A 14628-nucleotide genomic window follows, 5' to 3' on the forward strand; every position below is an offset into this window, starting at 1 on the left:
ATCCCTGTTAAGAGAAAATTCTTCATTTTTAAAATCAAAGTATAATGCAATATTACCGGCCCTTTTTATTCAATAGTAAACCAGGTATAACTCTCGGGCGCTATATTGAAGGTTAACATGATCTCATATTTCCTGTCAACAGGGTACTTTTTAGCTACCCCTCCCTTTTCCCTGAGCAATGCCGAACTTGTTAAACCTGTGTAGTACAGAGGGACTTTAATGGTTCTTGTAATCGCAACTTTAAGCGGGTTGTAAAGCATGATCATTCCCTTTGTATCCAGTTTCGGATTCACATGCAGCAAACCATCCCAGTCTCTGCCATCGGCCCGGCGAAGATGGATAATCTCAGAGTTAAGGATACTGCGATATTTTTTATACCAATCAATGACACCTACCACCATCTTGCGGGTAGCCTCAGTATCGTACAATCTTGGGCCGCGGTAACAGGCCTGAACTCCCGCCCCGTAGTATTGCATCATTAATTGTTCATAATCCTTCAAATGATCCGAAAGTGGTTCCAACACGGCTTCGGGACCACCGCCCTGATACCGGGTAAGCGGTACAAATCCCCAGCCCATAGCAGGAGTTTTTTCCCAGGTACCGTCAAAAATATTCTGACGGTTTAGGATCATTTGCTGATCACGCGGCAAAGAAAAATTAACTTCCCTGTAGCCTAAAGCAATTTTATTAGTACCATCCAGAAAATACCAGTCGGGAGCATTTACATAAATGCCATGTTCATTGCACCAATGATATAAACCTTTTTGTAACTCCATTTGCTGCCATTGGCTATCATCCAGGTTTTTATGGCCGGGATGTGTAGTTGAAGCACAAACATCGCCAGGATAAGGGCCGTCATTTTCAAAAATATCGAAGCCGGTTTTACTAATAAAGTATTTTAACTTATCCAGATAGGCCAATCCCCATTTGCTGCCCAGGCAAGGGGCATGACCAAAGAAAGCAGCCGCATCCGGCTTTTTTGTTATCGGATCGATCACATCATCTTCATCACTGATCCGCCTTGAACTAAATAAAGAATAGCCACCTATCAGGATATGTTTACTGTGCGCGTAATCGGATAGTGTTTTCCAGCGCTGTATATTGGCTGCCGAACTATCCTCCATATTACAATGGCTACCAAAGCTGAGGATCAGGGCTTCATACCCGGTTGCCGCGCATTGATCTATAGCCTTTTTTACGTCTTCATCATTACGACTTACGAGGTGCATAAAGATGGGATTTTCAGTTGTCCATGGAGCTATAGTGCTGTACATTTTCCTGATAGCCAATCCCCGCCTTTCGCGGTCATAACTATCCATCAGTAACTCGTAAGTGCGAACGGAGTTAAAAACCTGCCCCTTTCCCAATTCTATACCAGTCGCCTTTTCCGGGTATACCTCTAATAAACACGGGGTCTGATAGTCATAATTTACCTGTGATGTATAATTGCTATCGGCTTTCCAATGGGTGGTTTGGTCGCTGATGTCATATCGCATAGAATTATTAAAGGCATAGTTAGTTTCCAAATAAAGGCCATGCTGCTTTTCCATCTGAGCCGGCGAGCCAACTACAGCACTTTCCTCCTCTACCGTTGCAAGTACCTCATTTATTACCCTGTTTAACGTTATCACTTTATTACCCTTATTCTGCACCGAAAGCCATTTTACAATAAGAGGAATGTTATTGTACAATTCATAATGTACAGTAACAAGCAGATCTTTTAAACCATCGACATTTGATTTATAGGTAAATGACAGCATTTTACCAGAGCCAGGTACGGTATTAAGCGCCCAGCCTCGCGGTTTCCAGCGGATGTAAGGAGGAATATCCGTTACCGAAAAGGATTGAAACTGAAAGTCATTTTCATTGCCTTTGAATCCGCTTACCCATTCGGGCAGCAGATAGGCATTCTCCTTTTGCCCGTAAAGCCCCCCGATATTATATTGCTTGCCATCGATAGTTAACTTCGCTTCGGGCTTTACAGCCCTCAGCAATTGCTGACCGTTGCTCATATTGCTATAATCAATGCAAGCCACATTTTGCTGAATCCGAAAGGTCCTTTTTATCAAACCATTACTCAGAATAATGTTTTTACCATCATCATAAACGTCAGCTTTTTGCTGAACAGGGTTTACCAGCCAATCCTGAGAAAGGGCCGATTTTTCATTTTCCTTCCAGGCAGGTAATTTATTATTCGCTTCTTGTGAACTGGCGATGTTGATGATGCCCCAAAAAGCAATCGTCGAAAAAAACAGCTTTCTTTTCATTTATTTCTTTTCAATTTGTTCGATATTTTAAAAGTAACACTAACCGGATAACGTGTTCAATCGGAATGAATACGGATAAAAGCGGTTTGTTGATCATATTTTTAGTTGAGTGTTTTAATGGTCAAAATTTTGTTGCCGGTTGTGATTTGCATCTGTACTTTCTGTCCCGCTTTTACCATCACTTTGGGCCAATGTAAAAACGCGGTATACGGAAGCGGCTCCCGAGCCTGAGCACTGCTTTCTGCAAAAACGGCTACATTGGCATCATACACGGTGGTGTTGCTCACCAGCAGCGTGGTCGATTTCTTATCCTTCTTCAAAACAGCAGCTTCCACATGGTCAAAAACCAGGAGTTTCCCTTTATCTGTCTGAAGATAAATTCCGGGCAGTTCAATGGCCATTAACATACCGTTTGTTTCCGTCCACGAATTCCGGGTGTTTATGAAATTGCCAACACTGCCCCTGCCTTCGGCGTCACTGGGTTGAATTCGTTCCATGCTTGATCCGATAAGGTTGTTGGTAGTATAATGGCCTGGCATGTTTACTGCCTCAGCGTGCGCATGTTGAATATCCCCTATTAAATCTGCATATAATTTATTACCCGTTGCACGATATAATTTAAACAGGTAATCGCCAGAGGCTTCACAAATACCCGGAGCCGAATGTTTATTTTGAATGCTGGCCCAAACTGCCCCGGCCATGTGGCAGTTCAACTTTGCGATCTGGCTGCCGGATGGAAAAACTGGATCATAGGACAATACCCAGGTTGAACAAAGCGCCGCTTCTACCCCAGCCTTTTGCAGCCAGCTTTTATCGCCGGTAACGTTGTATAAGGCCATCAATGATTCTAAAAAGCCAAATGCCGATTCTGAATTAGCATCCATACTAATATCCCCACAGTCGCCACCGGTGAGGCCCTGTTTTACCACATCGCGTTGGTAATAATAATTTGCAGCCTCCCTGGCTACTACAAGCCACTCCGGGTGATTAAAGTAATTTGCCGCAATAGCCAGTCCGCCGGGCGCTATTGCCCCGGCCGTGGAGTTAAACACGGCTATCTGCCCTGTTTCGGGCACAATGTACTGCCCAAATTCGCCGTATTTTTTCCAGGCTTTAGCAAAAGCTTCGGCCAGCTTTTTCGCTGCCGATTCCCACCCGGGCTTAATTGTATTTCCAAAACCCTGCGCTTTCAGCAGTAACAGATGTTTCATCAACCACAGTAAAGCATCGCTGTTTTTACGTACCATAGCCTGGCCCTCCGGAAAATCAGGGTGCATTTTTTCAAAAAGGAGACGGCCATTTGCTTCTATTCCGCCGTAAAAAAAGCCGCTTTTTCCTTGTAGTTTATTAACAACAAAATCAATCTCCTCTGCCACCCGCTCACGTTCTTTTGGATTATTAAGCGCCAGCATAGGGTAAGTATTCATCATACCGCTCACCCAACCCAACTGAAAATCGTCATTATTTTCGGGCTTATAATAACTGCCTGCAGGAACATGTATAAAATTACCGCTGCATATTGCCGAACTTACAGCGAGCAATTCACTCATAGGTAATATATTGCGGGGATTATTTGCCCCCGTTATATCCTTACGTACCTGCATAAATTTCGTAAGCAGATCAGGAATGCTACCGGCATCAAATACATACAACCTCATTGTAATGGTTACATGGTCGCCGGGTTTCCAGTCGGGTGCTTTATCACCGCTTTCATGAAAATCCCCAAACCCTGGCGCCAACCTGCGCACCGATGGTGCCGAAATGCGAAAGCAGCAGCTATCTTGTTTTGCATTTTCTGCAATGGTAAGGCCACTGTTGCCCAACGTAGTCTGCTGGGTGATCAACAGGATAAAGCCCTTCCTTAGTGACGGCGAAAAAAAACACATTGCCGGAGTGGCCGCATTGCCGGTTTGTAACTGCACCAACGATGCTTTATTGGGTTCTGCGGATAGCCTGGGGTTGTTTGAAATTGTTAGCGGTACATTGGGATTGTAATACATATCCCTGGTATAAGGAGGGTTGTACCCGTTGCCAATGGCAGGATACCTGTTCCCGTTATACATACTTGCCGGCACCATAACATAATTCTTATTACTCCAGCTACTAAAGTCAAAAGATACCTCCAAGGCGGTGGCAGCGGCATGGCCTTCTTTTAATGTAATATCTGCGGTGATCTCCAGCATTCCGGGGCCTGTACCTTGTTTTGAGGTTAAGTCAAGCAACCATTGTGCACTGTCTGTTGTAAGGCCGTTGTTCCCGAACTCAAATTTATTTAATGCTTTGGTACCCTCGTATTGAATAGCGCTTACACGCATATTTCCACGTACCGCTTTTAAAAAATCCGGAGTTATAAGCTTTTTTACTCCCTGCGCATGGACAATGCCCAATAAACATGTACAAATTATGAATGCAGAAAGGCAGCTTTTTTTATTAAAGTTCATGTTAAATCATCAAAGTGCTATACCCGGTCCTACAGATGAAACAAGCAGTTCCATATTTACTTTTTGATTGCTGTTATGCAGGGCGCTAACCTGGATTGACGATGTCCCGTGCGGAAGAGTCAAATTGCCCTGAGCAGGAATTTCAGCGATCTTCTTTCTATTCTTATCCGCTAAATAGCAGGTGTTATCTTTCAGGATAATAAATTCACCATTGGTGATTTTTTTGTCGATTGAAAGTTCTGCACCATCCTGAAAAGAGATCCTGATGCCATCAGCATACCCGTCTTTTTCGGCAGATGATATCCGTATCGCACAATCCAGCGGCTGCGCATCAAATTCATTATTTAACCGGCAGGTATTTCTTTCGACAGTGTATTGCTGGTCAGGAAAGCGGGTTTCGCGTACAGGATATAAAACGAACGACTTTTCGCCGTTTTGCACCAGGTGAAACTTATAGTTTAAATCTTTTAAACGCTCTTTTACTGCTTTGGTGAAAACATTCAATGCTCTGGCATTTTCCCAGGCGCGGTATGCTTTGAAAATATTATTCTTTTCAGGACAACTTTCAACAGCGTGCTGGCTCAAACCAAGCATGTAAGTTGCATTCCATCCAATTGATTTGGCTTCCAGGTTTTCTGCATCGTATAAACTCCAATCACTGTGCAAATCAACTATTCCGAATGTTGCGGGTAAATAACTGCTCTCAAAAACATATCGCATATCTTTTCCCTCTATTCCCCACTGGTTCAATACCGGGTTAAACATATTATTGCCGCCGCCAACATTGCAAACGCTCATATAATGCCAGTTGCCTTCATATACCGCGCTTCCCATTACGCGGAGGTAATCACCTCCATTTTTTGCGTAGGTATCAAATAATTTCCTGAAAAACTGTTTAAAGGAGTATTGCCCCTGTCCCTGGTATATACAGCTCTCCAGACCATCAAAATCAATATAATCCATCCCTCCTTCCGTAAGCCACTTGCCATAATAATCCGCGTATACTTTTTGCAAATTCATATCGGGAACAAAACCACGATAGCAATTAGGCTGTAGTTTTACGATTGTAGTACCTTTTTTATAAGCTCCTCTTTTTGTTCCGTAAAGCCCCCTTTTTATATGTAAAAAAGTGTAAGGCTTGCTCTCGGTAATGCCATTGTATTCTATCAGTTCCTTCCCTATTTTCAGCACATTGGTATGGTTACCTTCCCATCCGCCAAACTCGTTGAAATAGGCCCTGTCGGCCACCGTTATAACAGTGTCCTGGCCGGTAAGATCTTTGGTTATTGAAGTGCGCTGCATAATGGCCAGGCTATCGCTCGGTACCGGGGCTACATCACTGTTGTTATCGGGCTGCAGAAACTCGCACAGGGTATGTAATCCATACCTGATCCCATTTTTTTTCATCAATGCGCCATACTCCGGAATGTTCATGGGAGCTGCGTTATTGAAATTTATTTTTCTATTAGTCCAGCGATTTTGTGGGTTGGGATAATATTCGCCCCATCCTTCATCCTGCACCCCTTTGATGGCTAATTGATGAGCGTACGTGATCAGGCTGTCATGAGCGCCATGCCAGGCAATATCAGGGCGGTATGCTTTAGGATCTTTGATCCACTGACCATCAATTTCCGGATGCGGCAAACCTTCCTTTAAAACTATTTGTTCGATAGTGCGAAGCCCAACAGAGTCGGGACAGGCAAGCAAAGCAACCGACGATCCGATATAGTCGGCATTAACCGGAGGTACCAACTGATACCTGGCCGAATTTACCTTCCCATCCAAGTTATCGGGTAATACCGGGAACCGTATCATTTGTTCCTTTCTGCGATCTCTTGAGTGCATGCAAACTGTAGAACCAAAAGCGGGTTCAAGCCTTGCTCCGTTTCCGTAGTTCATCCGGTAATATTCTTCCGGATGTGAATAAAACGCCACGTCATTTATGCCATCTCCGCCGATTGTGAAAGTTTGGCCTTCCTTAAGGTTCGCAGGCAAAGGATATTTCAGAGGATCCGGCGAATGGATAAAATAGTACATAAAAGACATGTCGCCTCCTGTCGGCGGGCCGCTGGTGGTATTATCATTTAAACCAAGTATCCCAAATGCGAAATCATCATCTCTTACAACGCCCAGGATATCTCCTATTGTTTTAGAGATATTTAATTTGTAGGGCCCCCAAACGATATTGTCAACCCCGTTTCGCGGCTTAAGCGACAACAATTTCAATCGTACATACTCTCCTTTTTCATCAGTTTGCACCGTTGCCACCGAGCCATTGGGATAGCGTAGTGTAATCCGCTTATTGAGCGTATTAAATGCAGCAGATACCGGCAGTATATAGTTTTCGCCTTTATACAGACTAAGTAAGGCCGAAATTTTACCGGCAGGGCAATATTCTTTATGGGATGATTTGTCTTTAATACTGGTAATGAACCCACGGTTGTTGATACTAAGCGTAACAAACGTTGTGTTTAAAGTTATTATTTGCGCATTTGCCCGAGGGTGAATTACCAGCATCATGCTGAACGCCAGGAGAAATAAAAAACCTGTGTTCAATTTATTTATCATATTATAAAAACTCATATGTAATCAACTAAAAACCATTTCCAATTTCTGAGCACCGCTTTCTGATCAATGATAAAAGAGGGCGCCCTGTACCATACAGGGACGCCTCTTCAACTAAACCTCAGGTAGTCTCAATACCGGAAGTACACTTAAAAAAATCAAACACTTCGGCACCTATTGTATCACCGGATTAAAGGTTCCGCCATCCCAGCCTGTATTTTGCTGCAAATTTTTGTTTTGTAAAATATACTGCGGATCAATAGGGCCAAAATAATAAGCATCAGGTATATTGATTTGGCTGGTTGCACCAGGATCTATCGGTTCATATTTGTAATTGGTGATAGCCTTAAGAAAAGCGTTACGATCAAACGATGCGGGTGAATTTACTATCAGGTTAGAAAGCTGTGCGGCTATACCACTATTACTTTGCGTAATATCAACACCATATTGAGAGGATGCAGCCGCGCTGTTAAAGTAAGGCCCGTAAGCATGTAGCGTACCCATGTTATTTAGTACATTAAACATCCGCCTGCGCCTCAAATCCCAAAATCGCTTTCCTTCATAAGCAAACTCTATCGCCCGCTCTGTCATAACAGCGTTCAATGTTGCCTGATAATCAGAACCAACCGATGCAGCCAATCCATAATTTCCTGCACCTGCTGTGATATGAGCCCTTTGGCGGATTTGAATAATGTAAGTCCTCGCTTCGGCCGGATGTTGTACTTCATTAGCGGCCTCGGCAAGGTTAAGTAAAACCTCAGCATACCTGATGATAGGCCAATCAAAAGCCTGGCGGTTCCAAACGCTTGAACCCAATGTTGTATCAATCCCCTTACGGCAATAAAAACCCGTGATATTATAATTGGGTGTGGCTTTGTAGGCATCATCTCCGGCTATCGCGTTAAAAATCCACTGCACACGAGGTGTAATGTCTGCAAAATCGTACCTGGCGCCATTGTATACAATTGTTTGATAGAAACGCGGATCTCTGTCCTTCCAAAACTCCGTCGGGTCATATCCCGAAGCCGGATCGGAAATTGGCATACCATTTTTCATTGGATAAGCCTGCACCATTTCCCAGGTAGGATCGCAGGAGCCTGCAGCACCAGATGTTTCAGTTAATGGCCTTTGCCCCTGTTGAAAGCTATTTGTTTTTTCGGGATAGTGGTAACGTAAGCTCAAAACCATTTCCTTAGCAGCGCCGGCCTTATCATACCACATGTTTTCATTTGGTTTTGCAGTATTATCGGTATATAAACCATAACCATCGGCATCTAACTCGGTTTTTGCGGCCAACAAAGCACTATAAGCGTCATTCCAATAAGTGGCATTAGGTGTTTTGCAAAACAACGGGCTTGCTTTTAATAATAGGGCTTCGCCTTTTACCGCCATAGCCGCGCCTTTGGTAACCCGGCCAATATCATTTGAACCCCAGGTAGCAGGCAATAAATTGATTGCGCTATCTAACTGTTTGCCAATAAAGTCAAAACACTCAAGTGATGAATTTCTTTTTACCAGTAAGGTATTTATGTCGGCTGTTGGATCCTGAACCGCGGTAATAATCGGCACCCCTCCTAATACCTTTACCATTCTGTAGTATAAATATGCGCGGAAAAAGTATGCCTGACCTTTCAAGCTTTTATAATCAGCATCAGATAAAGCAGATTTGCTTTTGTCAATATTTGCAAAAAAGTTATTTATAGACCTTACACTTGCCCAATCCCAAACCCTGTCGGGGTAACCGCTTTGGCTTGTATAAGTGCCTTTAAGAAAAGAATTAAGGCCGTTTCCGCCACTGCCGCCAGAATAAGCCTCGCCGGCCAGTTCTTCGTTCCTGTTCCAGGAAGGTAAAATATTATAGAAATTGGTTACATATCCTTTTACAAAATCAGGACTTCCCCATTCCTGCTCTGGCGTGATAGGGCCTCCCGGATGATCAACATCAAATACCTTTTTACAGGATATTGTTAAAGCAATCATCCCCAATAAAGCGAATAGTATATTGAATTTAAGTTTCATGATCTAATAATTGAATGTTTAAAGTGTTACATTAAGTCCGCAGGTAAACCCTCTTAATACCGGGTACATTCTGAAATCGCCGCCCAGTTCAGGGTCCCAATCGGTTACATGGTTCCATTGATACAGGTTTTCGCCGCTGAAATAAATTTTTACAGCTTTAACTTTTATTTTCGCCAACAAGCTTGCCGGCAAACTGTAGTCAACAATTAAAGACTTTAACCGTAGGAAAGCGCCATTCTTTAACCAGAATGTAGAAGACACCTCGCTATTGCTTGTGCCTTGCCAGTCAGTCATAATAGGGCTTGGCATAGTGGCCGTAGAGGCTGTTTGCGGAGTCCATGCATTTTTCCAGATGGTTAAATTATCATTACCAGGCAAAGGCCGTCTGTAGTAGACGTCGGTAGGCATAATATCGTAGCGACCCAAACCGGCAAATACTGCGGTGAGGTTAAGCCCTTTCCAGCCAAATGTAAAGTTGAAGCCATAATTAACACGCGGTATCCCATTTTTTGAAATGATTTGCTGGTCATTTCCATCAATTTTTCCGTCAGGCAAATCAGTGCCCAACGCCCCCCTGACGTCCTTATACATCAACATTCCGGGCTGTGGCTTGCTGCCAAATATGGTAAAATTAGGGCCGTTTGCCTTTAAAATATTATCCACGTCCTGCTGCGTTCTGATAATCCCTTCAGATACATAACCCCATATAACCCCGTTGATGGGCTGTCCGATCAGGTTCTGGTAACCACGTACTGATGCAGCCTGGTCAACCTTCAGATATTTATTATCGGCATATGACCAGTTGCCGGACACACGATAGAAAAAGTCATTGATGTGCCGTTCATGGCTAAGAGACAGCTCAATACCTCGTGCCGATGCTATCCCATAATTAACTGCAGGCAAGCTTGCTCCAACCGTGCTGGGAACTGATGCCACACGTGCGCCAAGAATATCGGTGGTTTTTTTGTACCATAAATCAACAGTTCCTGTAAGGATTCTTTTTGGCATGCCAAAGTCTAAACCCAGGTTGTAGTTATGATTTTTTTCCCATGTGATATTGGGGTTGATAGTAGATCCCAACGTTGTTGAAGGCGGAAGCCCGGCTCCTATATAAATACCTGAGTTTGCGTTAAAGTTGTAGGTTTGTTGCCATTGCCATGGAGCGGTATTATCTGTACCGGTTATACCGTAAGAGAAACGGAGCTTCAAGACATCAAGGACTTTAGTATATTTTGCAAAGAAATTTTCATTGGCGATATTCCAGCCCGCTGAAACGGCAGGGAAATATCCCCAACGTTTATTTGCCGGGAAAATATAAGAGCCATCGGCCCGCATGGTAAAGCCAAGCAAATATTTGGAGGCGTAATTGTAGTCGACCCTGCCAAAATAAGAAGCAAAGCCTGTAGGCTGGTTCTGATCGCCCCTAATGTACCAGTCGGTGCTATTGGTTGAGCCACCGTTAATTTGCTGATAGTTAGGGTTGCTATAATTATCGTCCCAGATGTTTGTGTAATGGCCCCGGTATGCCGATTGTTCATACCCGGCAAATGCGCTTATGTTATGAAGGCCAAAAGAGCGCTCATAATTCAACATCAAATCCAATTGGTAATTAGATGACTGCGAATATGACTCTTCCAATTCAGTAGGTGCGCCTACGCCCGAAATCTGGGCCTGATCTAATATCTGGTACCCTCCTGATCGTGTTAAATCCAATTTATCGGTAACGATGTGGTTGTGGTCGCCCCCGGTTTGGAAATAATAAATGTAAGGTGCATTACGCCACGCTTTGGTATAATTATTAGTGGTATTGTAAGCGAAAGTACCTTTTGCCGACAATCCGGTGATGCCTGGGATATCATATTTCAATTGAAAAACCGGGGTAATATTGTTACCCGATGGCTTGGTGTAGCCACCATTTCCATTTGCCAGGTTGGCGGTATTGGTGTTATCAAAGTTGCCAACAGGAAGACCATTAATAAAAGACGGGCGACCGGGATTTACCATCAACAGCCTGTTGTACATGTTCGACAAATTGAAATCCCCATAATCATAGGCCCAGAACGGGCGACTGCCATTATTCCATTCGCTTTGGATATTTAAATTATAACTCCATCGCTCGGAAATTTGCCCATCCACTTTTGCTGTTAAATTATATTTACGGAAGGAATTTGAGGTTGCCCCTTCCTGCTGGAAATAACCTGCCGAGATGTAGTACCTGGCTGCTTGCGAACCACCGCTTACGGCTAAGTTATGTGAAGTATTCCATGGATTACGCCAGGTATCCTTTAACCAATCGTATGAATGTGTTTTGAAATAATCTAACTCATCAGGCGTATAATAGCTTGGATCGCTTGCCGGCAAACCTTTTTGTGCAAAAGCTTCGTTGGCAAAAGTATAAGCATCAAACGCATTCATTCTCCGTGGCGTAATTTCACGGTTATTCATTGTATATGATGCGTTGTAGGATATAAATGTTTTATTGGCTACGCCGTGTTTTGTTGTAACCAAAACAACGCCGTTACCACCTCTGATACCATAAATTGCGGTTGACGCGGCATCTTTCAGAATACTGATATTATCGATATCGGCCGGATTAATGGTGGAGAATGTTGTTGCATCCCTTACAAAACCATCTATCACGTACAATGGATCTGTTCCGCCCTGCCAGGTGGAGGATTCCCTGATTTTAATATTAGCGCTTGCGCCGGGGTAGCTGCCTTGCGTAGTAACAGTAACGCCCGGTGACAGGCCTTGCAACAAATTGGCTGGGGAAGATGTAGGGCGGTTTTCAAGGGCAGATGATTTAATTACCCCTATTGCACCTGTCAGGTTTTCTTTTTTCTGCGTACCATAAGCAACCACAACTATTTCACTAAGCCCGCTTACATCGGCTTCCATCTTTACCAGCATAGGTGTACCAGGGGTAGCCTGCAATTCTTTTTTTACATAGCCCACGAATGAAAAAACAAGTGTTGCGTTCCCATCCGGAACCTCAATGCTGAATTTACCATTAACGTCAGATATAGCGACGGTTTGACTTCCCTTTACTACAATGGTAACGCCGGCCAGGGGTATATTTTTGTTATCAAATACCTGCCCGCTTATCTTAACCGGACTTACATTTAAGCTGGTAACCACATTATCAACAGCCTTTTCAATTTGCTGAAGAACAATGTTGTTATTAACCTTTTTATAAGTTAAGGGCTGATTTTTAAGGCATTCTTTTAAAGCCTCATCTATTGAGGCATCTTTCAGATGAATGGTTACACTTTTATTCAGTACATCTTTTGAATCATAAAAAAACACGAATCCTGTTTGTTTATTTATCTGATTAAGTACTTTTTTTAGTGAGGAATTTGTTTCATCCAGGTTAATTTTTTGACTATACACTTTTGCACTACATTCAAGAAGGGCAACTAACATGATCAAGGTAGTCAATTTCATAACTAATAACATTTTGCGCGGCCACGGACAATGCATGGCCATTAAAAAAGCATTTAATTTCATACTTTTGTTGAGTTGGGTTAACAGATAGTTAGAGACACTAAACATATTCCCGTTTTGCGGGGAGGGTTAACTCAATATTTATCCGCATTCCGATTGCCCTCGGGATGCGTTTTTTTTTTGAGCTAACCTTATGGGAGATGGGCCTGAATTTTAAAGGCCGGATGTGTATTTATTTTTCCATATGGTTCTCCTTGTTTTAGGTGAATAATTGATTAATTACAGGTGTTAATTCATTACAATAATTGTTTTCCCATCTATTTTGCAATGGATCTGCTTGAAGTTCAGAATATCCAGTATCTGGGATAAATTGACATTCCGGGAAATTTCGCCCGAAAACCTGCGGGATGGTAATTGTCCTTCATATTTTATCTCCACACCATACCAGCGCGAAAGCTGCCGCATTACTTCCTGAATATTATTATCTTCAAAAAAGAAAAAGCCGTTTTTCCAGGCAACAACCTCGTCCGGATCTACAGTCATTACATTGATCAAGCCGTGGTCAAACCTTGCCTGTTGGCCGGGTTTAATGATATTACTCACTCTCCCGGCTGATACTTTTACACTGCCTTCCAATAAGGTAGTTTTAACAGCCTGCTCATCATTGTATGCATTGATATTAAAATGGGTACCTAATACTTCTACCGTTTGTCCGTTTGAAATTACTTTAAACGGCTTTCTGGCATTGTGTGCAACTTCAAAATATGCCTCCCCGGTAAGTTCAACCCTGCGCTCACTGCCATTAAAAACTACCGGATATTTTATTGAAGAAGAAGCGTTTAACCATACTTTGGTGCCATCAGCCAAAATAAATTGATACTGCCCCCCTTGTGGAGTAGCGGCGGTGTTGTATACATCAGTTTTTGAAGTGTGGCTGCTGCTTACATCATTGTAGCTAATTTGCCCATCAGCAGCCTTCTTTATAATGATATTACCCTGGCTGGCAAGTTTTCCAATCTTTGCGCTATTTAATACAATAGTACTCCCATCTCCTAAAGTTAATATGGCTTTGTTTCCTCCCGGAGTTACGTCCTGTTTCTGAGGTTTAACTGTAGCTATTTGCCGGCGGGAATTATTATTAATGCTAAAAAAATATCCACCCACAGCCAGGAAAAAAAGTATTGAAGCAGCCACTGCCCAACGCGATAATTGGATCCTTCTTGAGCCGCCATGTATTTCATTCAACAGCTTATCGAGGCTCTCTTTTTGATCCTCTTCCAATTGCCGCTGTGACAAATAAGGATTATCATGTTTATATTTTGCATACCAGCTTTCAACCAAAGCATTCTCTGCCTGGGTAGTCATTCCCTTGTTGTACCGTTCTATTAAATCTTCAATGTCTTGTGGTTGCATAATCTTTAAAGGATATGTTATCCTTATTATCCGATATACAACTACTGTAGTGGGGAGGGAGTAGATAAAATTTAAAAAAACTGAAAATAATTTTCAAGATGATAGATTAGGGATGGTAACACACACTATTGCTTTGAGAATGCTTATAGCATATTGATCTTACATTAGTTAATCCGGGCTGCCAGATTTAAAAGGTCAATGCAATTACATATAAAACTTCATCGTAAACAAGCTCAACGCAAACGTTTGTTTCTGATAACAAGGCACATAATTGCATTTTTTGAACCTTATAACTACTCAGCATAATTATTGAAAGCCCATATTAATTATCCCGATAGGAAATTGTTTACGAATCAGTTAAAAAAATCGTTATAAATCAGGCGGTTGAAGATATAAGATACTTACGTTGAGAATTAAGAGCTCTTTACTAAAGCCTATTTCCCAGAATTAACGCAAACGGTTGCGTAGAACTTTAGCAC

6 protein-coding genes are annotated in these 14628 nt (G+C 42.6%); all 6 read right to left on the minus strand.

The window, feature by feature from the left end:
• Positions 1-65: 65 nt before the first annotated feature.
• Complete coding sequence (locus tag DEO27_RS11305) at positions 66-2267, minus strand: alpha-galactosidase (RefSeq protein WP_223818221.1); 2202 nt, start codon at positions 2265-2267, stop codon at positions 66-68.
• A 101-nt stretch (positions 2268-2368) separates the two neighbouring features.
• Positions 2369-4708, minus strand: a complete 2340-nt coding sequence (locus DEO27_RS11310; protein WP_112566285.1) for a hypothetical protein — start codon at positions 4706-4708, stop codon at positions 2369-2371.
• 9 nt (positions 4709-4717) lie between these two features.
• Positions 4718-7276 (minus strand): hypothetical protein, encoded by a 2559-nt coding sequence (locus DEO27_RS11315; protein WP_112566283.1) that lies wholly within the window; start codon positions 7274-7276, stop codon positions 4718-4720.
• 171 nt (positions 7277-7447) lie between these two features.
• The gene (locus tag DEO27_RS11320; protein ID WP_112566281.1) at positions 7448-9292 is read right to left on the minus strand and encodes a RagB/SusD family nutrient uptake outer membrane protein; all 1845 of its coding nucleotides are present in this window, start codon (positions 9290-9292) and stop codon (positions 7448-7450) included.
• A gap of 18 nt (positions 9293-9310) precedes the next feature.
• Positions 9311-12736: a TonB-dependent receptor gene (locus DEO27_RS11325; protein WP_190295384.1), complete on the minus strand. Its 3426-nt coding sequence runs from the start codon at positions 12734-12736 to the stop codon at positions 9311-9313.
• Between the two features lie 288 nt (positions 12737-13024).
• Positions 13025-14149 (minus strand): FecR family protein, encoded by a 1125-nt coding sequence (locus tag DEO27_RS11330; RefSeq protein ID WP_112566277.1) that lies wholly within the window; start codon positions 14147-14149, stop codon positions 13025-13027.
• Positions 14150-14628 lie beyond the last annotated feature (479 nt).

Origin of the sequence: Mucilaginibacter rubeus (assembly GCF_003286415.2) — a bacterium.
Taxonomy (GTDB): Bacteria; Bacteroidota; Bacteroidia; order Sphingobacteriales; family Sphingobacteriaceae; genus Mucilaginibacter; species Mucilaginibacter rubeus_A.

Bases quoted from the DNA above. Each gene is read 5' to 3' on its own strand.
- DEO27_RS11305 (WP_223818221.1), bottom strand. From the start codon at position 2,267: ATGAAAAGAAAGCTGTTTTTTTCGACGATTGCTTTTTGGGGCATCATC.
- DEO27_RS11310 (WP_112566285.1), bottom strand. From the start codon at position 4,708: ATGAACTTTAATAAAAAAAGCTGCCTTTCTGCATTCATAATTTGTACA.
- DEO27_RS11315 (WP_112566283.1), bottom strand. From the start codon at position 7,276: ATGATAAATAAATTGAACACAGGTTTTTTATTTCTCCTGGCGTTCAGC.
- DEO27_RS11320 (WP_112566281.1), bottom strand. From the start codon at position 9,292: ATGAAACTTAAATTCAATATACTATTCGCTTTATTGGGGATGATTGCT.
- DEO27_RS11325 (WP_190295384.1), bottom strand. From the start codon at position 12,736: ATGAAATTGACTACCTTGATCATGTTAGTTGCCCTTCTTGAATGTAGT.
- DEO27_RS11330 (WP_112566277.1), bottom strand. From the start codon at position 14,149: ATGCAACCACAAGACATTGAAGATTTAATAGAACGGTACAACAAGGGA.